Genomic DNA, 25,804 nt, shown 5'->3' with positions numbered 1-25,804 from the left:
TCCACATCTAATTCTCAACAATCGAATATTAATTTAATGCCACAGAATACAAATACACTTGTCGCCCTATTTGCCCATCGGCATTAATACCTTCCACTATCACTTTATAAGTGCCAGGCCCGTCTCCATTAAAATAATTAAGCTTGGCCTTACCAGTACTGTACGTTTTAACACTTGCATTCCAATAGATAGTAGAGCGAAGGTCAAGAAAATCAGTATTGTTACCAGGACGATCGTACCTGGGGGAATAAAATTCTCTTACTTTATTAAATCCCTTCGGGGAAATATTAGCGATGTTGGGGTTGTATCCTAACTTTTTATCTTTCTTAGTATAGATCAAAATAGCAGGGGCACCAAGTAAACTGATGAGTGCTCTGTTGTCTTTTACAAGCTCTATTTTGGCTATTTCCTCAGTATCAACTGTACGATTATCAAAAACACCACCTGCTTCTCCTGGACTAAGTTGCCTTCCGTCCAATATAATTTTCATTGGCTCTATATTTTGGGTCATAGGATTATAGGAGTAAGGATAATCGGCAATAATTGGTCCTGGTGGTTCTGGTATGTATGGTCTAAAGGACACGTTTGGCATTTTATCACGCAAGAATATACCCAAGTTCGCAAAAACCTTTTCGTTTCCCATATTAATGGTTCGATCCGAATGCCCATCTGGAATTGTTAAAGGACCTTGTGTTTTATAAACCTGATCTATTTTTTTTCCACTTATCTGAACCGTTTTCAGTCGCTGTACCCTGTTTAGTTGCCCCGTCTTTTCGTATATAGAATCCTGCTTTCTACTGTTATCAATGTATGCTTTAATTGTACCTGCTATGTTCGTATTGACATCAGCAATATTCCTGTTCTTTGACAGGTATAGTTTGGGAACAGTATCCAAGACCAGTTCTACTTTATTTCCTTTTTTAGGGTCCAGTGCCTGTACAGCAAACTTAATACTATCGGTTAACACCAGTCCTTCAAACTTAAACCTGCCATTTGCATCGGCAGTAGCGTTTTGAAGTATTCCGGCTTTTGTAGCCATCAGCATGAGTTTGGCATTAGGAACTGCTTTACCACCCAGTGTTTTTACCACTCCGGTAATGTCGATACCTAAGCCCTCCGGTTTGAACATCGCATTGGTAAGGTAGGCTGTATTGGGGTCTGTGCTGGCGTTTGATACCAGCGCACTCTTTGCTATACTACCAGCAATCTCCTTCCAGCTAAACCTCCGGTAACCCTGTGTCAGCATTAGGTTATCCAACGCTTTGTTCACTTCGCCATTATCCTGAGTAAAGTAATAATTAGGCCTTTCAACATATCCTTTCAAATCCGCAGTCAGCAACAAGTTCGAAAAGATCGTGCTTTCACGCTCTTCTTCAAAAGGTACCTTGCTCTCATCAATCACTGTTACCGAGAAATTTCCCGCTGTCGGCTTATCATCTTTATCCTTTGCTTCCAGCTCCAACTCCACAGCTTCCTTGCTTTTGTAAGTTTTCTTTGCTGTCGATAAACTCAGCTGCAGCTGGTCCTTGCTCCTGATAAAAGCAATCCGCTCATTCAGTGGTTCTCCGGCAGCATTGAACAGCGTAAACTGCGCTATCCCGGTGGGGAAATCGCTCTTCTCCAACCAGAACGAGCTGATCTGCCTGCTGAGTTTGACTGGAAAGGCATTGATTGTTGCACCTCCAGACTGTACAATGATACTCAGGTTAACTGAATTTTGTGCTGCTTCCAGGGTTTTTGCTGAGGTACTTACCCTAACAAGGATACTGTCTTTATTGGGTTGATAAACACTCAGCACATAACCCTCATCTACTGCCAGCGGCAACGGCATTAGCTTTTCGGTACTGTCAGCAAACCTGATTTTTGCCGTATAGGTTTTCCCTGACTCAGGGAGGATGTTAAAGCTGCCCATCCCAAACTTTAAGCTCTCAAAGACTGCAACCTCTTTGTTGTCGTTGTCCAGTATTTTGCCTGTTACCCCTAAACCCGCACCATCAATTCCGGTAGCTTTAAAGGCAACCTTGCTAGTCACCCCGTTTATTAAGTTCCCACTCTCGGGAAAGAACTGAACATCGCTTTGTGCCAGGCCAGCTTTAATCGGGAAGTCTTTGGTGACCTCCTTTTTTCCGCTTGCTGTTTCTGAACCTATTCTGGTACGGATATACGCTCCCCGCAGATCAGCCTGGTTCTCATTTGAAATTTTTACTGTAATATTTCCCTGCTGATCGGTTTTAGCCGATTTACTGTATGCCCTTTGCTGATCAATCATGATGTCGTATGCCACATTTCTTCCCGGTAAGGGTTTACCTTGCTCATCGGTGTATTGCAGGGTGGCAGTAAGTACAGATTTATCGTCAACAGTTTGATAGCGGTAATCTGATCTGCCTATAACTTCCTCGCTAACTGGGCTGCCGACAGTAAACGTATGGTCAAAGAAATAATCTTCACCGGCATTCCTCATCCATTGTGTATAGGCCCTTATCCGGTAACTCCCTTCCCTCAGCTCATCTTCCAGAACAAAATCCCCCAAGCTCATGCCCGCAGCAAGGGGAAGTTTCAAAGATCGTACAATAGAATCCTTTTCGGTAATCAGGTCCACATGCAGCGCCCCGCTGATGGCAGAGAGCTGGTGGCTGCTGCCCGTAGTTACATACGCCTTAAACCAAATCGTATCGCCCAACGCGTAATAAGGCTTATCTAGGTGCAGGTACACCTTTTCCTGGGGATGGATGTCTGTCCACTGCCTTAGTGAAGCAACCAGTCTGTCCAAAGGATCGTCATCCTTTGAAACAAAAGCACTAAAAATAAAATGTAGTAAAAAGGGTATTGTTAATTTTTTAAGAAGCGTCATAACAAAAGAGATATACTTGGTTCTATTATAGGCAACTCAGAAATGGAAATAGGGGACAACAATCGAATATTAATTTAATGCCACAGAATACAGATACACTTGTCACCAGATTTGCCCTTCTGCATTAATACCCTTAACTATCACTTTATAATTACCAGGCCCGTCTCCATTAAAATAGTTAAGTTTAGTTTTACCGGTACTGTATGTTTTAACACTTGCATTCCTACTATTTTACAATTAGCTCATCCGGCAGAATGCAAAATATTTTTATTCCTGATAAGTCGTTACCATTGATAACTTTTTCGTATTTTGCTTTCGTTACCGCTTTACTAAATTAACTCTTATATGATAGCTCTCCGGTTTTTCATCATTATCATTTTATTTATTTTCGTAAAAAACGCTCCTAAGGAGCCTATAGATCCTATAGTTCATGAAAAGGTCTACATCCAAACCAATAAGCAGAATTATACTGTTGGAGATACGCTTTGGTTTAAGGCCTATGTTACCAGTGGACCAGAAAATCGCCTAAGCAATCATAGCGAATCAGTTTATGTTGAATTGATTAACGAAAAAGATTCTGTACAGAGAATCATTAAAGTACCCATTAACAAAGGAGTAGGTTTTGGGGATATCGTTTTGGAAAACGAAATACAACAAGGCGCTTTCAGGCTTCGGGCTTATACCCAGGCCATGAGAAATAATGATCCAGCTTACTTTTTTGATAAATCATTTTTCATTCGCGGGTATTTTGTAAAAGGAATTAAAGCAAAAGCTAACTATGAATTTGTAACTAAGGGAAATCAATCTTCAATATTAGTCAAACTTAATTATAAAGGATTAGATGGCGCCCCCTTATCGGGACAGCAAATTCGTTATAACATCATTTCTGAAAGAGAGCTGATATCTAAAGGCACAAGCAAAACTGATGCATTGGGCAATATAATGGTCGAGGTACAGAAATCTGGTAAAATAAATCTGGATGACAGCTATTTAGAATCTTTTGTAGAACAAAAGCGGGGGGGTGTGATCACTAAAACTTTCCCATTGTTTGGAAAGTGGTCACAATCTGATGTTCAGTTCTTGCCGGAAGGTGGAGTCTTACTTGCCGGTGTTAAAAATAAGATAGGCTTTAGAGCAGTGGGACAAAATGGAAAAGGTTTGGCAATAACAGGTAAAGTTGTAGATGGGGAGGGTCATTTAATCAGTAATATTAATACAACACATGCAGGAATAGGGAGTTTTGAAATTGATACTAAAGCTGGAGTAGATTATACTGCTGATGTCCGATTAACCAACGGCCAGCAAATGTTATATAAACTTCCAAAAGCCAAAACTGACGCTTATCAATTGGGTTGTAGCCTGCAGGATACCCATCAACTGATTTCAGTGCGGACGAATGACCCCAGTTTAAGCAACAATAAAGATTTAAGTGTAGTGATTAGTTCAGGGGGGGCAGTTGTTTATCAAAAACCTATAAAATTGATTTCAGGAAAGGCTAATATTGAGATTGAATTAGACAGCCTTCCGATGGGCGTATCGAAAGTAGAATTGATCAACAAGAATGCAGTGGTCAATTCCAGGGTCATATTTGTGAACAACAAAAAGGTCTTGACTGCCAAACTGAAGCTAAACAAGTCTGCATTTGTGAAGAAAGAATTAGTGCAGATTTCTGCAGAATCGATGGATCAAACGAAATTGAACGGCAACTTTAGCGCTACAATAACACGTTTGGATACTTTGCAAAACAATAAGAAAAATGAGGTGACTATTTTTTCCAGCCTGTTGCTTTCTTCTGATTTAAAGGGTTACATAGAAGAGCCTAATTATTATTTTTTAGATCGTGAAGAAAAGAGATTGAAAGCCCTGGACGATCTAATGCTAACTCAAGAATTTGATAAATACGAGAAGGTAAGAGGTGCTGCGATAAATCAACTTTTTACCGTTGAGAAAGCGAAGACTGTTATTAGTGGTAAAGTAACGACTTTAGATGAACGGCCAGCCGTTAATGCAAAAGTGACTATAGTTTCGCTGAATAGTAATATCATGGAAGAAACCAAATCTGACGGAACTGGAACATTTGCCTTCGATGGCATAAGGATAAATCAGGGTACAAGATTTACGGTTCAGGGTAAGTTGGCTAACAATTCAGATCGGTTGATTATTTCAGTTGATGAGATCGATCCAATGACAATGGGCATAAACCCCAACAGGGCCGAAATGAATATGAAGCTGCTAGACATGGAACAGAATGATGTCGAGGCACCTCTTTACATAGTCGCAAAATCCAGAAACTTAAAAGAAGTTAAAATCAATGCACAACTTAAGCAAGAGGTAACTTATACGAAGCAATTTGGGAACTTTGTACCTGACGGACATGCAGATCAAACCTATATTATGCGGGACGCAGAACATTGCGCTTCTTTAGGTCAGTGTTTGCAGGGTATGCTTCACGGGGTGATATTTAGGGAGAATAAGTCCGTGCGATACTATCCTTTCGGGCGTGATCCGGTACCGATGAATGTCTTCATAGACGGAAGAAAAGTAATGACCTTAGATGAAATGGGCGACATTTTTGATAACAATGTATTGGATCCGATGGATATTGGAAAGATAGAAGTTGTTAGAACAAACTTAGCCCTAAAAGCGATGTTAGGTGGAGAGTCTCTTTTAATTATCACTAAAAAAAGAGAGAAGATAGAAAAATTGTACACGCCGAATATTACTAACTACTACCCGCTAGGTTTTACCAAACCTCATTCTTTCTTTCTACCGGATTATAGCTCCGGTCAATTTGAATTTATGAATGACTACAGGACTGCAGTTTATTGGAATCCTAAGCTAGTTGGGAATGGCAGTAATAAAATTGAATTTGATTTTTATAATTCGGATCAACCTGGTACATATGAGGTGGTCTTTGAGGGAATTAATAATTTAGGATATTTATGCAGACAAGTCGCCTACTATGAGGTTAAATAAAGCGTATTTGGCAAAAAGCATTCCATTGTGTTTTATATTCACCATGCATTGGGCATTTACTTTCGCTCAGTATCCATTTAATATCCCTATTAAAATACCTGCTGGCAAAATAAGTTCATTTACGGAAAGCATCTTCGATCAAAGCTCAGGTCAGCCGGTGCTGATTAAAAAAAGTACCACCTCTTTTGATGTTAAGAGAAATATGAGGGAGCAGATTATATTTGATAGTATCGATAGCAATGTTATTGAAAACAAAATTGTTTATCGTTACGAAAATGATCAGCTAGTAGAAGAAAAGGACAAATATTCCATTAAAAAATATCTTTATGATATTTTGGGAAATAGGACAGCCATTAAAGAAACAAATGATTCAATCAGCACTTTAACCAGGTATTTGTATAATGTAAAGAAGTTGGTTGAACAGCGTGTTCAATATGCAGAGGATGGCACGCTAAATTTCGAAGAAAAGTTTGGGTACGATTTACAAAGCCATTTAATATCAAAGGAAGTGTTAATTCCTGATTCGCTTTCGAAAAGTTATTATGCCAATTACACCTACGACTTAAAAGGAAATGTAGTCAATGATAGAGTCTATGCGATGAACAACCACATTAAATGGTCAAATAGTTATTCTTATGACCAGTACGGTAATTTGATTGGGCAACAAAGGCTAAATGAGAACGGTGTAGAACAGTGGAGAATCTCCTGCAAATATTTAATGGACAAATTAGGGAACTGGACGACATTGAAAATTGTACGCGATAAAAACAATTTTTTAATCAAAAGAATTATCAACTATTGAGCTAATGGTATTAGCAACCATAACTTAATTAAGTTCAGAAAAAGCACAATTGTTTTTGGTAATCTTTCGGATCTGCCGATGAACCCCTTCGATAAGATGTCTAATACGGTAATCATTGGGCCAGTCATTACGGTGATATCACCGTTATAGACAGTTTTAATTAAAAGCAGTTCAGAAATGGAATAGAGGACAACAATCGAATATTAATTTAATACCACACAATACAGGTACACTTGTCGCCCGATTTCCCCTTCTGCATTGATGCCTTCCACGATTACCTTATAATTACCGGGGCCATCTGCATTGAAATAGTTGAGTTTAGTTTTACCGGTGCTGTAGGTTTTAACATTCGCATTCCAATAGATGGTAGTTCGAAGATCCGGAAGTTCGCTATCGGCGTTTAAATGATCATATTTAGGTGAATAAAACACTTTAACTTTATTGAATCCTTTCGGGGAAATATTAGCGATGTTGGGGTTGTAACCTTTTCCTTTGTCTTTTTTAGTATAAATCATAATGGCAGGGGCACCAAGTACATTGATCAGCGCTCTATTTGTTAATACGAGTTCTATTTTAGCAATATCACCGGCTTCAAGGGTGGTATTATCAAATACCCCTGCAGCTTCCATTTCTCTTATTTCCCTTCCGTCTAAAATAATTTTCATTGGAACAAACAATTTGGTTTGCGAATCATAGAAATGTGGGTAATTGTCAATAAACAGGCGCCTAAGAGGTTCTGGATAAAAACGATCAAATTTAACATTAGGCATTAAGCCCCGTAAGAAGATACCCAAATTTGCAAAGGGCTTTTGATTCTTCATATCAATTGTTTTATCGGCATGCCCTTCTCCAATTCTTACCGCACCCTGTGTTGCGTAAACTTGGTCTGGTATTTTTCGTGCGGTTATCTGAACCGTTTTTAGTCGCTGCACCCTGTTTAGTTGGCCCGTCTTTTCGTATATAGAATCCTGCTTTCTACTGTTATCAATGTATGCTATAATTGTACCTGCTATGTTAGTATTTACATCAGCAATATTTTTGTTCTTTGACAGATATAATTGTGGAACAGTATCCAAGACCAATTCTACTTTGGTACCATTCTTCTCCGTTCGTGCCTGTACAGCAAACTTAATACTATCGGTTAACACCAATCCTTCAAACTTAAACCTGCCATTTGCATCGGCAGTAGCATTTTGAAGGATTCCCACTTTTGTAGCCAAAAGCATGAGTTTGGCATTAGGAACTGCTTTGCCACCCAGCGTTTTTACCGCTCCAGTAATGTCGATACCCAAGCCTTCCGGTTTGAACATCGCATTGGTTAGGTAGGCTGTATTGGGATCTATGCTGGCGTTTGATTCCAGAGGACTGTTTGCTGTACTACCGGCAATTTCCTTCCAGCTAAACCTACGGTAACCCTGTGTCAGCATCAGGTTATCCAATGCTTTGTTCACTTTCTCATCATCCTTTGTAAAGTAATAATTAGGTTTTTCAATATATCCTTTCAAGTCCGCAGTCAGCAACAAGTTCGAAAAGATCGTACTTTCCCTTTCTTCCTCAAAAGGCACCTTGCTCTCATCAATCACTGTTACCGAGAAATTTCCCACTGTCGGCTTATCATCTTTATCCTTTGCATCCAACTCCAGCTCCACAGCTTCTTTGCTTTTGTAAGTTTTCTTTGCTGTCGATAAACTCAGCTGCATCTGGTCCTTGCTCCTGATAAAAGCAATCCGCTCATTCAGAGGCTCCCCGGCAGCATTGAACAGCGTAAACTGTGCTATCCCGGTGGGGAAGGCACTCTTATCCAACCAGAACGAGCTGATCTGCCTGCTGATTTTAACAGGTGAGGCATTGATTGTTGCGCCTCCAGATTGTACAATGATACTCAGGTTAACTGAGTTTTGCACTGCCGCCAGGGTCTTAGCTGAGGTACTTACCCTAACAAGGATACTGTCTTTATTGGGTTGATAGACACTCAGCACATAACCCTCATCTAGTGCCGGGGGCAGTGGCATCATCTTTTCGGTACTGTCAGCAAACCTGATTTTTGCCGTGTAGGTTTTCCCTGCCTCAGGGATGATGTTAAAGCTGCCCATTCCAAACTTTAAGCTTTCAAAGTCTGCTACCTCCTTGTTTTCATTGTCCAGTATTTTGCCTGTTACCATGATGCCAGCACCATCAATTCCGATAGCTTTAAAAGCCACCTTGCTAGTCACCCCGTTTATTAAATTCCCACTCTCGGGAAAGAATTGAACATCGCTTTGCGCCAAGCCAGCTTTAATCGGGAAATCTTTGGTTACCTCCTTTTTTCCGCTTGCTGTTTCTGAAACTATTCTGGTACGGATATAGGCACCACGTAAGTCTGCCTGGTTCTCATTTGAAATTTTTACTGTAATATTTCCCTGCTGGTCGGTTTTAGCCGATTTGCTATAGGCCCTTTGCTGATCAATCATGATGTCGTATGCCACATTTCTTCCCGATAAGGGTTTACCTTCCTCATCGGTGTATTGAAGGGTGGCAGTAAGTACAGATTTATTGTCAACAGTTTGATAACGGTAATCTGATCTGCCTATAACTTCCTCGCTAACTGGGCTGCCGACAGTAAACGTATGGTCAAAGAAATAATCTTCACCGGCATTCCTCATCCATTGTGTATAGGCCCTTATTCTGTAATTGCCTTCCCTCAGCTCATCTTCCAGTACAAAATCACCCATACTCATTCCGGCAGAAAGAGGAAGTTTCAAAGATCGTACAATAGAATCCTTTTCAGTGATCAGGTCTACATGCAATGCCCCGCTAATGGCAGAAAGCTGGTGGCTGCTGCCCGTAGTTACATACGCCTTAAACCAAATCGTATCGCCCAATGCATAATAAGGTTTATCCATATGCAGGTAAACCTTTTCCTGGGGATGGGTATCTGTCCATTGCCTTAGTGAAGCGACCAGCCTGTCTAAAGGATCCTCATCTTTGGAAACAAAAGCACTAAAAATAAAAAGGAGTAAAAGAGGTATTGCTATTTTTTTCAGAGGCGTCATAACAAAAGAGATATACTTGGTTTCAATTAAAGGCAATTCAGAAATGGAAATAGGGGACAACAATCGGATATTAATTTAATGCCACAGGATACAGATATACTTGTCGCCCGATTTGCCCGTCGGAATTAATCCCCTTAACTATCACTTTATAAGTACCAGGCCCATCTGCATTGAAATAATTAAGCTTGGCTTTACAGGTACTGTATGTTTTAACACTTGCATTCCTACTATTTAACAATTAGCTCATCCGGCAGAATGCAAAATATTTTTATTCCTGATAAGTCGTTACCATTGATAACATTTTCGTATTTTGCTTTCGTTACCCCTTTACTAAATTAACTCTCATATGATAGCTCTCCGGTTTTTCGTTATTATCATTTTATTTATTTTCGTAAAAAACGCTCCTAAGGAGTCTGTAGATCCTACAGTTCATGAAAAGGTCTACATCCAAACCAATAAGCAGAATTATACTGTTGGAGATACCCTTTGGTTTAAGGCTTATGTTACCAGTGGCCCAGACAATCGCCTAAGCAATCATAGCGAATCAGTTTATGTTGAATTGATTAACGAAAAAGATTCTGTACAGAGAATCATTAAAGTACCCATTAACAAAGGAGTAGGTTTTGGGGATATCGTTTTGGAAAACGAAATACAACAAGGCGCTTTCAGGCTTCGGGCTTATACCCAGGTCATGAGAAATAATGATCCTAGTTACTTTTTTGATAAATCATTTTTCATTCGCGGGTATTTTGTAAAAGGAATTAAAGCAAAAGCTAACTATGAATTTGTAACTAAGGGAAATCAATCTTCAATATTGGTCAAACTTAATTATAAAGGATTAGATGGCGCCCCCTTATCGGGACAGCAAATTCGTTATAACATCATTTCTGAAAGAGAGCTGATATCTAAAGGCACAAGCAAAACTGATGCATTGGGCAATATAATGGTCGAGGTACAGAAATCTGGTAAAATAAATCTGGATGACAGCTATTTAGAATCTTTTGTAGAACAAAAGCGGGGGGGTGTGATCACTAAAACTTTCCCATTGTTTGGAAAGTGGTCACAATCTGATGTTCAGTTCTTGCCGGAAGGTGGAGTCTTACTTGCCGGTGTTAAAAATAAGATAGGCTTTAGAGCAGTGGGACAAAATGGAAAAGGTTTGGCAATAACAGGTAAAGTTGTAGATGGGGAGGGTCATTTAATCAGTAATATTAATACAACACATGCAGGAATAGGGAGTTTTGAAATTGATACTAAAGCTGGAGTAGATTACACTGCTGATGTTCAGTTGCCAAGTGGCCAGCAAATATCTTATAAGCTTCCAAAGGCTAGAACGGATGCTTATCAATTAAGTTGTAGCCTGCAGGATACCCATCAACTGATTTCAGTGCGGACGAATGAGCCCAGTTTAAGCAACAATAAAGATTTAAGTGTAGTGATTAGTTCAGGGGGAGCAGTTGTTTATCAAAAACCTATAAAATTGATTTCAGGAGAGGCTAATATTGAGATTGAATTAGACAGCCTTCCGATGGGCGTGTCGAAAGTAGAATTGATCAACAAGAATGCAGTGGTCAATTCCAGAACCATTTTTGTAAAGAACCATAAGGTGTTGACTGCAAAATTGAAGCTGAACAAGCCTTCGTTTTTAAAGAAAGAGCTAGTGAAGGTTTCCGTAGAATCGATAGATCAAACGAAATTGAACGGTAGCTTTAGCGTTACCGTAACGCGTCTGGATACTTTACAAAACAATAAGAAAAATGAAGTGACTATTTTTTCCAGTTTGTTGCTTTCGGCGGATTTAAAAGGCTACATAGAAGAGCCTAACTATTATTTTTTGGATCGTGACGAGAAGAGAGGAAAAGCATTGGATAATCTGATGCTAACTCAACAACTTGATAAATACAAGAAAGTAAGAGGTGCTGCGATAGATCAACTTTTTACCGTTGAGAAAGCAAAGACAATCGTTAGTGGTAAAGTAACGACTTTAGATGGCCGGCCGGCCGTTAATGCAAAATTGATTATGGTTTCCCTGAATAGTAATATCATGGAAGAAACCAAATCTGACGGAGCTGGAAAATTTGCCTTCGATGGTATAAGGATTAGTCAGGGTACACGGTTCACGGTTCAAGGCAGGCTGGCAAATAATTCAGATCGATTAATAATTTCAATTGATGAGGTTGCGCGTGTAAGCATGAGTTTAAATCCGAGTAAACCTGAACTCAATATGACGTTGCTAGATATGGATCAGAATGATACCGAAGCACCTCTTTACATAGCCGCAAAATCCAGAAACTTAAAAGAAGTTAAAATCAATGCACAACGTATGCAAGAGGTAACCTATACGAAGCAATATGGAAATATTGTGCCAGATGGCCATTCGGATCAAACCTATATTATTCGGGACGCAGAATATTGCGCATCGTTAGGTCAGTGTTTACAGGGAATGCTTCACAGCATTATCTTCAAGGAATATAAATCCGTGAATTACTATCCATTCTATCGTGACTCTGCAATGACAGTATTTTTAGATGGCAGAAAAGTTATGACTATTGATGAAATCAGAGATATTTTTGATAATAATGTGTTGGAACCAATGGATATTGGAAAGATAGAAGTTGTGACCAACAATTTGGCAATACAAACGATGTTAGGTGGACCGTCTCTTTTAATTATCACTAAAAAAAGAGAGAAGAGAGAAAAATTGTACACTCCGAATATTACTAACTATTTTCCTCTAGGTTTTACCAAACCTCATTCTTTCTTTCTACCGGATTATAGCTCCGGTCAATTTGAATTTATGAATGACTACAGGACTGCAGTTTATTGGAACCCTAAGCTGCTTGGGAATGGCAGTAATAAAATTGAATTTGATTTTTATAACTCAGATCAACCTGGTACATATGAGGTGGTCTTTGAGGGGATCAATAATTTAGGATATTTATGCAGACAAGTGGCCTATTATGAAGTTAAGTAAACCGTATTTAGTAAAAGTGATCCTTTTGTTGACCATGTTTATATTGCATTGGAGACCTATCTTGCTCAGTATCCATTTAATTTGCAAATTAAAATACCTGCTGGCAAAATAAGTTCATTTACGGAAAGCAGCTTTGATCAAAGCTCTGGTCAGCCGGTGCTGATAAAAAAAAGCACTTTCTCTTTTGATGTTAAAGGCAATCTAATTGAGCAGATCATATTTGATACTATTGACAGCAATGTTGTGGAGAACACGATTGTTTATCGTTACGAAAATGATCAGCTAGTAGAAGAAAAGGACAAATATTCTATTAAAAAATACCTTTATGATGTTTTGGGAAATAGGACAGCCATTAAAGAAACAAATGATTCAATCAGCACGTTAACCAGGTATTTGTATAATGTAAAGAAGTTGGTTGAACAGCGTGTTCAATATGCAGAGGATGGCACGCTAAATTTCGAAGAAAAGTTTGTATACGATCTGGAAAGTCATCTCTTATCAAAAAATGTGTTAATCCCTGATACGCTTTCGAAAAGTTATTATGCCAATTACACCTGTGATTTAAAAGGAAATGTAGTCAATGATAGAGTCTATGCGATGAACAACCACATCAAATGGTCAAATAGTTATTCTTATGACCAGTACGGTAATTTGATTGAGCAAAAAAGGCTTAATGAGAACGGTGTAGAACAGTGGAGAATCTCCTGCAAATATTTAATGGACAAATTAGGGAACTGGACGACATTGAAAATTGTACGCGATAAAAACAATTTTTTAATCAAAAGAATTATCAACTATTGAGCTACTCTTTCGGATGTGCCGATGAACCCCTTCGATTAAAGGCAATTCAGAAATAGTTCACTAATATTTAGAAATAATTTTTAAGCAGGTAGGTCCGCATTCCTTACTATCTAATTAATGGGAATTAGGAAATGTTTTAAACAAGAAATTTTGAATTAAGGGACAACATTATAATTGCTTAAAAAATAAAGCAGCATATGTCGGGTAAAATTTATCGCTCAAAGATTTAAAAATAGAAACAATACTTTGGTATTCTCTAAATTTTTCCTCCAAATTCGGGTATAGGTATGCGAATCGCTCAGGGTTATCGAAGTCAGATTCCGTTGTAACTCTGTCTACTTTAGCTTCGACCCAAAAGGACCTGTAGTAACCAAATTTTGGCAAAAGATTTTTTTGGTCTTGCAAGGCCAAAACTTTTTTAGAAATCAAATTTTTGTATATGGAATCAAGATTTTCTCCTAAAATTTGAAATCTTTTATAGGGGTATACCTCCCATTGATAGATCCCTTTTACAGAATCTGGCCTGGGAAAAGGGCTCGTCACCTACTTCCATGTTCACTCGCGGTATATAGCCGAATTTCTATTTCGTTTTTTGATTCTATTATAGGCTTGAGGTGAAAACCCAACATCCCTCCGGTATAAGTAAATTCATCACAATCTTTACAATGTCTATCAATAGTCTTGTACGGATAAAGCTTTTGCGCATGACAAGATAAGCTAACTAAAAGTAAATAGATCGCAAATCTAAATGAGAGACTCAATTTTGAAAACATTTTCATTAATTTAAAAAATCTGTGATATGGTTGCGCTAACAATTCTTGCTTTGTCATATTGAAAACGTTTAACTATATAAATATAATGACATTATTTTACACAGGGGTATTATAGGACTGAAAGTACCTTTAGCCGTACTTTGGAGGGGAAAAGGGTACCTCTAGTGCTCCAAGATACCTAGTAGCCTGCACGAAAGGCGCTCTAAGCGATGTAGGTGCTATGGAAAATATTAGGAAATCAACTGTACCATTGGTTTGGCATCATTCTCGGCTTAAAGGTAGTTTAACCGTAATTTAGTTGTGGTTTCTTCGTGTATGAGGTACCTTAAGTCGCACAAACCGCGACTATACCACGAACAAAACACGAGTAAACCCAAAACAGAACCCCTCAAAAGGTTTAATCAGTATTGCCGGTAGCTGCACAGCTCTACCCCTACACTGACGAGATATTATTACCACATACTGCTGGCATCCCTCTATAAAATGTCACTAGAATCCACGCTTAATTATAGCACCAAAACAAGCGATAATTAAGGTTTAAAACCAGTCTTATTATAGCTACAATCAATAGACATAAAGCGCTGTAAATCAAAGAGTTTAATTCGAAATAATGCCAAAATTTATTTGGAAATATCAACTATTTTTCTTACATTTGCACTTGTAATAAAACGAGCTTTTTATAAGCCACAATTATACCAGCCTATCGGGTAAATCCCAACAATTTGTAGGCATCTGGAATATACTCCGCCATCGCTGATCAGCAAAAAATACCAGGCAAGTATTCCATTTTCAATTTTTTAATTAGTCGACTAGTTAAATTTAAACTGCCAGCTGCGATAGCCGGTAGCATTAGTTCATTGACGTATTAAAAGCTGGTTGGGCTTTCAAGACCAACTTGCTAAAAGTTATCCTCCATCAGAAAATCCCTGATGTTCATGTGGAGGATGCCTTGCTGACTATTGCCTTCAAAATGGGTATTGGTGATGACAATTTTTGGGTAATTGTCCGGTATCTTTAGCAGGTTGCCAAATTCTCGTTCTATAGTTTTTTCACTGTCTAACTTTAGCGCAACCTGTACATACCTGAATTCGCCATTTCGTTCACAGACAAAGTCGATTTCCTGGGTGTTTATGGAGCCGACCTTAATGGTGTAACCAAGGTATAACAAGTGATTGTATACCACGTTTTCGAGCAGTTTTCCAATATCGTTAGGCTTGTAGCCAATAATTGCGTTTCTAATTCCTGTATTTTCGAAATAAAACTTACTACCCGTTTCAAAAATCTTTTTCCCAATGATATCGTACCGCCCTACTTCGTGAACAATGTAGGCGTTTGTTAAATAGCTAGTATAGGTTTGGATTTGATTAGGGGCTATATTTATTTGTTGAGACTTTAGGAAATCACTAATTCTTTTAGCTGAAAAAAGACTCCCTATTGCATCCGCCAGGAACAAAACTAGCTTCTCCAGGAAAACACTATTACGCAGACTATATCTAGCTACCACATCTCTAAATATAATGGTTGAATAGACTCCCTTAAGGTATTCGAACGCCTGGTTATTTAACGGAAGGTTGATTAGGTATGGTAAACCACCATAAGTAAAGTAATGTGATAAACTTAAATCGCTGTCTGCCAATTTGTGAAATAATAGAAATTCTTTGTAAGACAAGCTGTATACCGGAAACTCTATATACCTGCCGCTTAAATAAGTAGCCAGTTCGCCGGATAGCATTTTAGCATTACTCCCGGTAACATATAAGTCATTATTTTCATCAAGCAATAAGGACCTTAATGCTTTTTCAAAATCGGCAATGTCTTGTATTTCGTCTATAAATATATAATTACGTTGATCGGCATTCGTCTTGGACAACACATAGTCGTTCAGGTCCTTGGCTGTTTTTATGAAATCAAATTGCAAATCTTCCATATTGATATAGATCAGATTTGCATTTTTATCTAGGTCTTGAATGCTATTCATCAATTGAAATAATAAATAGCTTTTACCTACCCGCCTCTGACCGGTAATTACCTTAATAAGATTTTTACCTATAAAGGGTTTAAACCGTTCAATATAAGTTGGTCTAACAATAAGATTTGAAGGAATCTTGTTCATAACTCAATACAACTATAATTATAACTAAACCAAATATAACGCTAAATTATAATCATACTTATAACTTTTTCAATAAACACTACAAATTATAATCATGATTGTTAAACTCAATGCACTACGCCTTGTCTGTATTTCAAAAAGACCAGGATGAAATGTAATCCGATAGAAATAACGAAGGGTATGGTTATTAGGATGTAAAGCCAGGTATTGGCAAAATAATTATACCGAATGGAAGACAAGATAACGTGGGTTACCCACAGCACCAGGAATGCCGCAAAGAAAACATTGGTAGCACCAATTATAAAATGCACCAACTTAAAGGATTTACCTTGCTCTATATTTCTAAGCACTAGCGAATTGAAAACAATGACCACCGCTATTCCAGCCATCGCGTAAGCAGTGCTATTCAGCAGGTAGAGCAGGAAATAAAGTATCGCAAAAGCAATATTTAAGTAGGATAAAATTTTCAGCATCTTTATAAATATAGTCATTCCCAGAACTATTCGGTGTCATTGTTGTTAGTATTTATAACAAATTATAAGAAGATGAAAAAGGAAACAAAAATAATTGCAGGTGTATTAGCAGGTGCTGCTCTTGGTGCAGCAGTGGCATTAATTTTATCGTCAAGTAAATCTGATGATGTTAAAGACAAAGTAGCAGACTGGTTTTGCGAACTGTTAGATTCTTCTAAGGATAGACTAGCAGATGTAGCTGATAAGTTTAAAGACAGCATAGCAAACATTAAGGCATAGTTTACTGAATGAAGATTGCTTTTCATGGTGCAGCACGTACTGTAACCGGCAGTAAACACCTGATTACTTTAAAAAACAAAAACCAAATATTACTAGACTGCGGAATGTTCCAGGGCATGGGCGAGGTAACCGATAAGTTAAATGGTTACTTCGGCTTTGATCCTTCGGAAGTTACTTACATGGTCTTGTCTCATGCGCACATAGACCATTGCGGCTTATTGCCAAAATTGGTGGCAGATGGTTTCAAAGGAAATATCTATGCTACCCCCGCTACAATGGATCTGGCTAGAATACTGTTAATGGACTCTGCAAAGATCCAGACACAGGATGCTGAATATATGAACAGGCATAAAAAAGAGCATGATGAACTAGAGGAGCCGCTTTATACAGAGGATGATGTGATCAAAACATTGAGTCAGTTTAAAGTTGTCGATTACAATGAAGATTTTCAACTGGACGATCAGATAAGCTTACATTTTACGGATGCCGGGCACATAGTTGGTAGTGCTGCCGTACATCTTACCATAACTGAAGAAGGCAAAACAACTAAGGTGACCTTTAGTGGTGATGTTGGCCGCTATGGTGATCTCCTGCTCAAAAGTCCGCAGCGCTTTGAACAAGCAGATTATATTTTAATGGAATCTACTTATGGAGATTCTTTGCATAAGGACCTTGATCCTATTGAGGACATGCTGCTTGAAATTATCAAGAATACCTGTGAGGTTAAGAAAGGCAAAGTGATCATTCCTGCTTTTAGCGTGGGCCGTACGCAAGAGCTTCTTTACGCTTTGAATGGTCTTGAATTGAAGCATAAATTACCTGATGTGCCATTTTATGTAGATAGTCCGCTTTCCACTCAGGCTACTGAAGTGTTAAAAAGTCACCCTGAAGTTTACAACAGTGGCGTTAAGCAAGTGCTTAAGGTGGATCACGACATCTTCGGCTTCAAAGGCCTTCAGTTTATTGAAAGTGTGGAAGAGTCTAAGGCTTTGAATAACGACCCGCGACCATGCGTCATCATTTCTGCATCTGGTATGGCTGAAGGGGGAAGAATAAGGCACCACATTAAAAATAACATTGGCAGTAGTAAAAACACCATTTTGATGGTTGGCTATGCAGACCCGAACTCTTTGGGTGGCAGGTTAATGGCCGGTAAGAAATCGGTACGGATATTTCGCGATGATTATGATGTGGCGGCTGAAGTGAAGTCCATCAGGTCTATGAGTGCCCATGGCGATTATGAAGATCTTTTACATTTTCTTTCCTGTCAGGACCCAAAATTAGTAAAGCAATTGTTTCTGGTACATGGCGAATATGATGTGCAGCAGAAATTCGCTGTGCGGTTAAAAGAGGTGGGATTTGAACATGTTGCCATTCCTGAGTACCATCAGGAATATGAAATATAAATTATCTTTGTCCAATGGACGTTTTTGGTGAAGCTTTAAAGGATCAGTTTTTAAAACCGCCTGCAGAAACCCTTTGGGTACACAATTCTTATGATGATCCTGAAGAGATGCCAGTGGATATCTACTTTAGGGATGAGGAGGAAATGCCTGAACTGGAACTGCGCGCAATGGAACTTTGCAAAGGCAAAACGCTTGACGTGGGCGCAGGAGTTGGAAGTCACGCGTTGATACTCCAACAACGTGGCTTTGATATTACCGGCATGGATATTTCTGCTGCAGCGGTTGATATTATGAAAAAGCGTGGTTTAAAAAAGGCAATGGAAGGCGACATCCTCAAATACACCGCCGATACTTATGATACCTTGCTTTTTATGATGAACGGCATTGGCTTAACAGGCACAATTGCTGGTCTTACCTCCTTTTTAGAGAAAGTTAAAGCGCTGCTTAATCCAGGCGGGCAACTGGTATTTGATAGTTCAGACCTGTCTTACCTTTACCAGGAAATTGAATTCCCGGCAAAGGGGTACTTTGGAGAAGTAAGCTTTAGGTACGAATATAGAAGCACCAAAGGCAGTTGGTTTAAATGGATTTATGTGGATCAGCAAACACTAAAAACTATCGCCTCAAAAAAAGGCTGGACAGTAGAAATCATCTTTGAAGACGATAGTGATCAGTACCTGGCTAGGCTTTCTCTTCCCAAATGATAGCAATGTTGACAATCGTTTGAACCGCTTTTTCCATATCCTGCACAGAAGCCCATTCTTGTTTTCCATGGAAGGCATGCTCGCCAGCAAATATATTCGGACAAGGCAGTCCCATAAAAGATAACCTCGAGCCGTCTGTGCCACCTCTTATACTTTGTTGCTTAGGTGTTATTCCCGCTCTTTTGATGGCTTCAATACCGACAGCAATCACTTGTGGATACTGATCCAGTATCTTTTTCATATTGCGGTACTGCTCGGTTATCTTTAGCGTATAAGTAGCGTTTGGATAGTCTTCAATAATATTTTGTACTGTAGCATCCAGGAACTCACCGTTTGCCTGCAATTGCTCATCGTCAAATGCCCTGATGATAAATCTTGCTTCAGCTTGCTCCACACTGCCGGCAATGCTTACCGGATGGATAAAACCCTCTTTATCTTCAGTTGATTCTGGAGAAAGACAATCTGTAGGCAATGCAGTAATCACGTCTGAAAGGATCTTAATGGCACTCTCCATTTTTCCTTTTGCAAAACCTGGATGCGTGCTCACACCATGTATGGTAAGGACGGCGCCATCAGCAGAAAACGTTTCGTCTTCAATAGAACCCAATGTTTCTCCATCAATGGTGTAACCAAAATCAGCACCCAACTTCTTTAGATCTGCCTTGTCCACACCGCGCCCAATCTCCTCATCTGGTGTAAAAAGAATTTTGATCACCCCATGCTTGATGTCAGGGTTTCCCATTAAGAATGCTGCCGCCTCCATAATTTCTGCTACACCAGCTTTGTTGTCTGCCCCAAGTAGGGTAGTACCGCTGGCGGTAATGATATCGTTGCCGATCTGATCTTTCAGGTCCGGATGTTCACTCATTTTCAATACGATGCTTTTGTCGTCCGGCAATACCAGGTCCTGTCCCTGATAGTTTTCATGCACAATTGGCTTAACATCCTGACCACTGCAATCTGGTGAGGTATCCATGTGAGAACAGAAACAGATTACAGGTACATGCTTGTTAGAAGTAGCAGGTATGGTGGCATATACATAACCAAATTCATCCAGATGTGCATCAGCAATGCCGATTGCCAGCAGCTCTTGTACCAGTACTCGACCAAGATCCTTCTGCTTTTCAGTAGAGGGTATGGAAGGTGATAGCGGGTCTGACTGGGTATCTATCTGTACATACTTTATAAAGCGTGATTCGAGTGATTTGGTTTTATTTTGATAATTTTGCATGACTTTTTTAAAAACACAAAGTTATAGAAAGATTCATGAAAAGAGTGAGCGCTTCATTATTTGCAATGCTACTAAGTTTAACAGCTTTGAGCCAATCCAACTTTCAAAAGCTAAGTTTAGGAGCTGGGTTTGGAACCACGCATTCGTTTACAGATTTGCAAAAGCACGACTTTGGTCTGGCAGGTTATGGCACACTAGATTACTATTTTACTCCCTTTTTTAGTATTGGAGGTGAGTTGCAAAAGGGTGAAATAGTAGGTGGCGACATTAATACCGATCCTCATGAGCGGCAGTTTATAAACAGTTACGCTACTGCTACATTAAATGGTAAAGTTGCCCTGGGCACTTTTATTAATTATGAACGCAATTCCTTCAGCAATGCGATAAAAGACCTCTATATTGGTGCAGGAGCGGGCTTGGTACACAACAAAATGAAGAGCGTGGTTAGATATCAGCCAAGTACCGGGTATAAGTTTCCTGGGATGGATAGGTCGTATAATCTTGTTTTTCCAGTTAACCTAGGTATAAACTTCTATTTTAGGAGCAACGATGGAGTTCCAAGATTGGCTTTGAATATTAATCTGCAAAGCAACGTAACCATTGGAGAAGGATTGGATGGATATGACGACTCATCAATAATATTTAAGAACACCAATCCAGATATTTACAATTATTATAGCGTTGGTCTGCGGTACCATTTTGGCCCGTATGGTATTTCTAAAAGAAATCTGTATTAATCCCAGCCAATGAGACTATTATTCCTTTACTTTATTCTTTTCTCAGCAATGGAATCTTCAGCCCAACTAACTCCCTATGAAATCAGCGGAAAAACTGAAACTGCAACCTATAACCAGGCCATTAAACATTATGAGGCTTTAGCAAAAACCTATCCACAGGCCAGGTTGCTAACTTACGGAACTACCGATTTCGGTCAGCCTTTGCACCTGTTAGTATTGTCTAAGGATAAGATATTTAGTCCTGCAGAGATCAAGAAACTGAATAAACGTGTTTTGCTGATCAACAATGGCATCCATCCCGGAGAGCCTGAAGGTATTGACGCAAGTATGATGTTGGCCAGGGATTTACTTAAAGCCAATCTGATACCGAAAGATGTGGTGATTTGTATTGTTCCTGTGTATAACATCGACGGTAGTTTTAACAGAACGGGCACTTCAAGAGCCAATCAAAACGGTCCGCTTGCCTATGGCTTTAGGGGCAACAGCAAAAACTACGACCTGAACAGGGATTTCATTAAATCAGATTCAAAAAACTCGTTGGCTTTTCAGGAAATTTTTAATACCTGGCAGCCTGAGGTATTTGTAGATACGCACACCAGCAATGGGGCCGACTATCAATATACGATGACGCTCATCCCTACCCATAAGGACAAGCTAAATCCCATTCTGTCGGCGTATATGACGGGTGAAATGATTCCTGCGCTATACACAGAGATGAAAAAGGTGGGTTATGAGATGACGCCCTATGTAAATTCTGTGGAAGAAACTCCGGATGCAGGAATCACTGGGTTTTTGGAATCGCCAAGGTATTCTACAGGTTACACTACCTTACACAATACCATTGGTTTTATGCCGGAAACCCACATGCTAAAGACCTACGATAAACGCGTTGATGCTACTTATAAATTGCTGCAAATTTATATTGACCTGGTAGCGAGGGATGCCAAATTGATTGGGGAAAACAAAGTAAAAGCGGATGCTTCAGTAGCGGAACAAAAGGATTTTCCGGTAGAATGGAAGCTGGACGAGAAAACATTTGACCTATTTGATTTTAAAGGCTTCGCTGCAAAGCAAAAGCCCAGTGAGGTGAGTGGCCAGGATCGATTGTATTATGACCGCAACGCGCCTTATACCAAGCCCATTAAATACTGGAATAACTTTATTGCCACAACCGTTGTAAGCAAGCCGGTGGCCTACATCATCCCGCAGGGGTGGACAAAAGTAATTGAGCTGCTAAAATTGAATAGGGTAAAAGTAACTCCATTGCATTCGGACAAAAAGCTTGATGTGGAATTGTATTATATTGATGATTATAAAACTGGTGCCAAACCATTTGAAGGCCATTACCTTCACTCAGCAGTAAAATTAAAGTCGGTACAGCAATTTCTGCAATTTTATGCCGGCGACTACGTTGTGTATGTAAACCAGCCAGCCAACCGGTATATTGTAGAAACACTGGAGCCACAGGCGATGGACTCTTTTTTTAACTGGAACTTTTTTGACTCCATATTGAGCATGAAAGAGCATTTTTCTGCCTACGTTTTTGAGGATACCGCAGCAGAATTGCTAAAGAAAGACCCTGAACTTAGAAAACGCCTGGAAGAAGAAAAGCTTAAAAATAAAGAGCTGGCACAAAGTGCGGCAGCACAACTCGACTTTGTTTATAAAAACTCCGACTATTTCGAGAAAACCTACAACCGTTACCCCATTGCCCGATTGCTTAAAGATTACCAATAAATTAACAAAATAAATGGATTTCATCAATAACACACCAGTAGCCTCTTTTATCTTAATTTTTACTGTTGTTACCAGCATTTATGCTTTTAACGACCATAGCGTGATGGCCAGATTTATACTAAGCCCATATAACGTTTCCCGTAGGCATAAAATCTATACGTTAATCACCAGCGGCTTTATACATGCCGATTGGATGCACCTTCTATTTAACATGTTTACCTTCTTCTCATTTGGCTTTGCATTGGAAAGCATGATCGGCTCTGTAAATTTCGCTATTCTTTATTTTGTGAGTTTAGTGGCCAGCGATTTGCCTACGGTTTTTAAGCATAAGAATGATACTTGGTACCACAGCTTGGGCGCGTCTGGTGCAATAAGTGCGGTGTTGTTTAGCTATATCTTATTTCAGCCGTTCTCACAGATGTACATTATGCCTATCCCATTTGGTATTTGGTCGATAGCTTTTGGCCCGCTATACCTTTTTTATTGTGTGTATGCATCCAAGCAAGCCAGAGATAACATTAACCATGATGCACACTTTTTTGGGGCGATTGCAGGAATTATCTTGACCATACTATTGATACCTGGTGTAATCCCTAACTTTCTACACCAGATTGCTGCAAAAATAGGCTAACAGATTTCTAGTTTTCGGGCAGTGATGCTGGGTTAAAATAGCTGATTGGATGAGTTGGGTCTTTAATGATCTCGAATAAGGTATGTCCCCATGGCTTCCAAAAATCCTGCAGCACCTGTGCATACGTTTTATGTTGCCAGTGATCGAACAATGCCTTATTGAGCGTACCTCTTAGCGGCATCGCATCCACATAGATAGCACCTTCTACAGGTAATATGGTATATTCAGGGAGGCGGTTAAACAGGTAAGCCGAGTAATAAAAACGGGCTGTGAGCTCTTCTAGCTGTTGTGGGCTTAATGGTGTAGTCCCAATCTGGTCCAGTATTTCCTGGTGATATCTTTTATTGGTGCCGTTATCCTGAAGTATGGCGATGATAGCAAAATCCTTTAGCTTTAAGGAGAAAGTAAGGGTATTGATTTCATCCCTGAAACTGAAAGATGTATCTGTCTGCTCCAATGGTAATACCAGGATAGACCAGGGTTTGAAATCTTCAAATACCACACTGGTATAGATTCCTTGAATCATGGTGTGCAAATTCCCGAATTTGTGCATCAGGCCTTGCGACATGTTGATCCCATCTTCACTAATTTGTTGCTGCTTTACCGCGGCGTGCATTTCCACATACAATAACCCGTACATGAACTTGCCTATCCAACGGAAAAGATCCACCTCCTCCAGTTCGGAGACGGCCTTATACCCTATCGCAAATGCGGAAGCAATCTTTTCTTCCAGCGGAGTGATAAAATGCTGGAGCACTTCTTCATTTACCGGAACCTTTAATGAATTGTAACTCCTGATGCTCTCGTCCAGCAGCTTAATTTGCTCTTCGCCGCTATAGTTGGCCACTTCAAGAAGCCATTGTGGTAAGATCGGCGTTTCAACGATGGGCGTAGAAAAAGTATCCCCACTTAAAAAGCAGTTCTTGTATTTGAAGTCGAAGTTTTTAAAAGGCTGATATATGGTACTGTTCATTAGGGGAGCAATATTAAATCTGTTTGCCTGCAAAGCTATGATAAATGATCGTTAACTTTAGCATTACGGAACAAAGCGAAAGATCATGCAAGCAGTTTACAAGCCCTACCTATTAGAATTGAAGCACGCATTCTCTATTGCAAAATTCTCCAGAACCAATACCCCGGTTATGTTATTAAAGTTAACCCACGAAGGTATTGATGGTTACGGCGAGGCTTCAATGGTACCGTACATGGGTGAAAGTTTTGAAACTGCAACACGTTTTTTAAAGCAGGTAGAGTGGAATAGGTTTAGCTATCCTTTTGATTTTAAAGCCATCCTATCTTACCTGGACGATATAGAAACCGGGCATCCTGCCATTAAAGCATCAATAGACATTGCGCTAAATGACATTAACGGGAAGATGCAAGGAAAGCCCTGCTACGAAATCTATAGCGCTGAACCTTCAAAAATGCCGGTAACCTGTTATACTATAGGAATAGATGAACCCGAAATAATCCGTAAAAAGATTGCTGAAGCCAGAGACTTTAAAGTTTTAAAAATAAAACTAGGAAGGGACAACGACAAGGAGCTGATCAATACCATTAGATCTGTAAGCGACCTCCCGCTATATGTAGATGCCAACCAGGGCTGGACAGATAAAGCGCAGGCCATTGATTTAATATACTGGCTGCACGATCAGGGCGCAAGATTGATTGAGCAACCAATGGACAAATTAAACCGTGATGGAAATGCCTGGTTAACAGAAAGGAGTCCTATCCCAATACTGGCTGATGAAGCAGTGCAAAGACTGGCAGATATGGACGAACTGAAAGGTGTATATCATGGTATAAACATGAAATTAATGAAAAGCACGGGCATGTATGAAGGACATCAAATGATTTTGAAAGCCCGGTCATTGGGTATGAAAGTATTGATTGGCTGTATGAGCGAAACATCCTGCGCTACTTTGGCAGGAATTGCGCTGGCGCCGCTGTGCGATTGGGCAGATCTTGACGGGCCATGGTTAACGACCAATAATCCCTTTAAAGATCCTGAACTAAAAGACGGCAAATATTTACTGGAAGAGCTTCCAGGATTGGGCTTGCAGGGAGTTCCTACAGCTCTTTTCCCTTACTCTTTTCCTCACTCTTAAGTGTGGAACGAACATCCTTTATAAGCTGGATTTTCAGATATAGAAAAAAAGCTGATGCGGCTACAAACAAAGCCATGATCAGGTAATTGTTGTTTTTAAAGGCCCAGAATAACCCGCAGACTGAAACGATCAGTCCGAGGTTATAAAATACATTTAAGGCGATCTGCTTCTTCATC

General features: G+C 39.5%; 18 protein-coding genes. 11 read left to right on the top strand and 7 right to left on the bottom strand.

Going from position 1 to position 25,804, the window contains the following annotated elements:
* Positions 1 to 28: 28 nt before the first annotated feature.
* The gene (locus ACVWYN_RS02380) at positions 29 to 2,851 is read right to left on the bottom strand and encodes a carboxypeptidase-like regulatory domain-containing protein (protein WP_457287216.1); all 2,823 of its coding nucleotides are present in this window, start codon (positions 2,849 to 2,851) and stop codon (positions 29 to 31) included.
* A gap of 345 nt (positions 2,852 to 3,196) precedes the next feature.
* Between ACVWYN_RS02380 and ACVWYN_RS02375 the strand changes: the two genes are divergently transcribed.
* A complete protein-coding gene (locus tag ACVWYN_RS02375) occupies positions 3,197 to 5,827 on the top strand; it encodes a carboxypeptidase-like regulatory domain-containing protein (protein WP_457287215.1) in 2,631 nt (876 codons plus the stop codon).
* Positions 5,814 to 6,629 (top strand): hypothetical protein, encoded by an 816-nt coding sequence (locus tag ACVWYN_RS02370; RefSeq protein WP_457287214.1) that lies wholly within the window; start codon positions 5,814 to 5,816, stop codon positions 6,627 to 6,629. The genes ACVWYN_RS02375 and ACVWYN_RS02370 overlap by 14 nt, the downstream gene beginning before the upstream one ends.
* Before the next feature lie 203 nt (positions 6,630 to 6,832).
* Here ACVWYN_RS02370 and ACVWYN_RS02365 read toward each other — a convergent pair whose 3' ends face one another.
* Positions 6,833 to 9,661: a carboxypeptidase-like regulatory domain-containing protein gene (locus tag ACVWYN_RS02365; RefSeq protein ID WP_457287213.1), complete on the bottom strand. Its 2,829-nt coding sequence runs from the start codon at positions 9,659 to 9,661 to the stop codon at positions 6,833 to 6,835.
* Between the two features lie 346 nt (positions 9,662 to 10,007).
* Here ACVWYN_RS02365 and ACVWYN_RS02360 point away from each other — a divergent pair, with 346 nt between their 5' ends.
* Both ACVWYN_RS02360 and ACVWYN_RS02355 read left to right on the top strand, forming a co-directional pair.
* The gene (locus ACVWYN_RS02360; protein ID WP_457287212.1) at positions 10,008 to 12,635 is read left to right on the top strand and encodes a carboxypeptidase-like regulatory domain-containing protein; all 2,628 of its coding nucleotides are present in this window, start codon (positions 10,008 to 10,010) and stop codon (positions 12,633 to 12,635) included.
* Positions 12,636 to 12,716: 81 nt separating this feature from the next.
* Positions 12,717 to 13,436, top strand: a complete 720-nt coding sequence (locus tag ACVWYN_RS02355) for a hypothetical protein (RefSeq protein WP_457287211.1) — start codon at positions 12,717 to 12,719, stop codon at positions 13,434 to 13,436.
* 1,671 nt (positions 13,437 to 15,107) lie between these two features.
* Here the strand turns inward: ACVWYN_RS02355 and ACVWYN_RS02350 are convergent.
* Both ACVWYN_RS02350 and ACVWYN_RS02345 read right to left on the bottom strand, forming a co-directional pair.
* Positions 15,108 to 16,322, bottom strand: a complete 1,215-nt coding sequence (locus ACVWYN_RS02350; protein ID WP_457287210.1) for an ATP-binding protein — start codon at positions 16,320 to 16,322, stop codon at positions 15,108 to 15,110.
* A gap of 107 nt (positions 16,323 to 16,429) precedes the next feature.
* Positions 16,430 to 16,795: a hypothetical protein gene (locus tag ACVWYN_RS02345; protein WP_457287209.1), complete on the bottom strand. Its 366-nt coding sequence runs from the start codon at positions 16,793 to 16,795 to the stop codon at positions 16,430 to 16,432.
* A gap of 72 nt (positions 16,796 to 16,867) precedes the next feature.
* Here ACVWYN_RS02345 and ACVWYN_RS02340 point away from each other — a divergent pair, with 72 nt between their 5' ends.
* The 3 genes from ACVWYN_RS02340 to ACVWYN_RS02330 are packed head-to-tail and all read left to right on the top strand — an operon-like array spanning position 16,868 to position 19,184.
* Positions 16,868 to 17,074, top strand: coding sequence for a YtxH domain-containing protein (locus ACVWYN_RS02340; protein WP_457287208.1), 207 nt, complete (start codon positions 16,868 to 16,870; stop codon positions 17,072 to 17,074).
* Between the two features lie 8 nt (positions 17,075 to 17,082).
* Complete coding sequence (locus ACVWYN_RS02335; protein ID WP_457287207.1) at positions 17,083 to 18,480, top strand: MBL fold metallo-hydrolase RNA specificity domain-containing protein; 1,398 nt, start codon at positions 17,083 to 17,085, stop codon at positions 18,478 to 18,480.
* A gap of 14 nt (positions 18,481 to 18,494) precedes the next feature.
* Entirely contained in the window at positions 18,495 to 19,184 is a 690-nt protein-coding gene (locus tag ACVWYN_RS02330; RefSeq protein ID WP_457287206.1) for a class I SAM-dependent methyltransferase, read from the top strand.
* On the opposite strand, the gene pepT is transcribed toward ACVWYN_RS02330, so the two are convergent.
* Positions 19,162 to 20,415, bottom strand: a complete 1,254-nt coding sequence (gene pepT, locus ACVWYN_RS02325; protein WP_457287205.1) for a peptidase T — start codon at positions 20,413 to 20,415, stop codon at positions 19,162 to 19,164. The two genes, ACVWYN_RS02330 and pepT, sit on opposite strands and share 23 nt — an antisense overlap.
* 35 nt (positions 20,416 to 20,450) lie before the next feature.
* Between pepT and ACVWYN_RS02320 the strand changes: the two genes are divergently transcribed.
* Genes ACVWYN_RS02320 through ACVWYN_RS02310 form a run of 3 tightly spaced genes read left to right on the top strand, consistent with a single transcriptional unit; the run spans position 20,451 to position 23,520 of the window.
* A complete protein-coding gene (locus tag ACVWYN_RS02320; RefSeq protein WP_457287204.1) occupies positions 20,451 to 21,152 on the top strand; it encodes a hypothetical protein in 702 nt (233 codons plus the stop codon).
* A gap of 9 nt (positions 21,153 to 21,161) precedes the next feature.
* Positions 21,162 to 22,889, top strand: coding sequence for a M14 family metallopeptidase (locus ACVWYN_RS02315; protein WP_457287203.1), 1,728 nt, complete (start codon positions 21,162 to 21,164; stop codon positions 22,887 to 22,889).
* 13 nt (positions 22,890 to 22,902) lie between these two features.
* Positions 22,903 to 23,520, top strand: coding sequence for a rhomboid family intramembrane serine protease (locus ACVWYN_RS02310; RefSeq protein ID WP_457287202.1), 618 nt, complete (start codon positions 22,903 to 22,905; stop codon positions 23,518 to 23,520).
* A gap of 7 nt (positions 23,521 to 23,527) precedes the next feature.
* Here the strand turns inward: ACVWYN_RS02310 and ACVWYN_RS02305 are convergent, their stop codons facing one another.
* Positions 23,528 to 24,493 carry a hypothetical protein gene (locus ACVWYN_RS02305; RefSeq protein ID WP_457287201.1) on the bottom strand — a complete coding sequence of 322 codons (966 nt, stop codon included), beginning with the start codon at positions 24,491 to 24,493 and terminating at the stop codon, positions 23,528 to 23,530.
* A gap of 85 nt (positions 24,494 to 24,578) precedes the next feature.
* On the opposite strand from ACVWYN_RS02305, the gene ACVWYN_RS02300 reads away from it, so the two are divergent.
* A complete protein-coding gene (locus ACVWYN_RS02300; protein ID WP_457287200.1) occupies positions 24,579 to 25,628 on the top strand; it encodes a dipeptide epimerase in 1,050 nt (349 codons plus the stop codon).
* On the opposite strand, the gene ACVWYN_RS02295 is transcribed toward ACVWYN_RS02300, so the two are convergent.
* On the bottom strand, positions 25,591 to 25,803 hold the full coding sequence (locus ACVWYN_RS02295) for a DUF6358 family protein (protein ID WP_457287199.1): 213 nt from the start codon (positions 25,801 to 25,803) through the stop codon (positions 25,591 to 25,593). The two genes, ACVWYN_RS02300 and ACVWYN_RS02295, sit on opposite strands and share 38 nt — an antisense overlap.
* Position 25,804 lies beyond the last annotated feature (1 nt).

The sequence above is a fragment of the Pedobacter sp. UYP24 genome, from assembly GCF_054057295.1.
Note: the sequence above shows the minus strand (reverse complement) of the source record. Positions and strands in the feature narration are given on the sequence as shown.

Coding starts and splice junctions, on each gene's coding strand:
- ACVWYN_RS02380 (WP_457287216.1), bottom strand. CDS start 2,851: ATGACGCTTCTTAAAAAATTAACAATACCCTTTTTACTACATTTTATT.
- ACVWYN_RS02375 (WP_457287215.1), top strand. CDS start 3,197: ATGATAGCTCTCCGGTTTTTCATCATTATCATTTTATTTATTTTCGTA.
- ACVWYN_RS02370 (WP_457287214.1), top strand. CDS start 5,814: ATGAGGTTAAATAAAGCGTATTTGGCAAAAAGCATTCCATTGTGTTTT.
- ACVWYN_RS02365 (WP_457287213.1), bottom strand. CDS start 9,661: ATGACGCCTCTGAAAAAAATAGCAATACCTCTTTTACTCCTTTTTATT.
- ACVWYN_RS02360 (WP_457287212.1), top strand. CDS start 10,008: ATGATAGCTCTCCGGTTTTTCGTTATTATCATTTTATTTATTTTCGTA.
- ACVWYN_RS02350 (WP_457287210.1), bottom strand. CDS start 16,322: ATGAACAAGATTCCTTCAAATCTTATTGTTAGACCAACTTATATTGAA.
- ACVWYN_RS02345 (WP_457287209.1), bottom strand. CDS start 16,795: ATGCTGAAAATTTTATCCTACTTAAATATTGCTTTTGCGATACTTTAT.
- ACVWYN_RS02340 (WP_457287208.1), top strand. CDS start 16,868: ATGAAAAAGGAAACAAAAATAATTGCAGGTGTATTAGCAGGTGCTGCT.
- ACVWYN_RS02335 (WP_457287207.1), top strand. CDS start 17,083: ATGAAGATTGCTTTTCATGGTGCAGCACGTACTGTAACCGGCAGTAAA.
- ACVWYN_RS02330 (WP_457287206.1), top strand. CDS start 18,495: ATGGACGTTTTTGGTGAAGCTTTAAAGGATCAGTTTTTAAAACCGCCT.
- pepT (WP_457287205.1), bottom strand. CDS start 20,415: ATGCAAAATTATCAAAATAAAACCAAATCACTCGAATCACGCTTTATA.
- ACVWYN_RS02320 (WP_457287204.1), top strand. CDS start 20,451: ATGAAAAGAGTGAGCGCTTCATTATTTGCAATGCTACTAAGTTTAACA.
- ACVWYN_RS02315 (WP_457287203.1), top strand. CDS start 21,162: ATGAGACTATTATTCCTTTACTTTATTCTTTTCTCAGCAATGGAATCT.
- ACVWYN_RS02310 (WP_457287202.1), top strand. CDS start 22,903: ATGGATTTCATCAATAACACACCAGTAGCCTCTTTTATCTTAATTTTT.
- ACVWYN_RS02305 (WP_457287201.1), bottom strand. CDS start 24,493: ATGAACAGTACCATATATCAGCCTTTTAAAAACTTCGACTTCAAATAC.
- ACVWYN_RS02300 (WP_457287200.1), top strand. CDS start 24,579: ATGCAAGCAGTTTACAAGCCCTACCTATTAGAATTGAAGCACGCATTC.
- ACVWYN_RS02295 (WP_457287199.1), bottom strand. CDS start 25,803: ATGAAGAAGCAGATCGCCTTAAATGTATTTTATAACCTCGGACTGATC.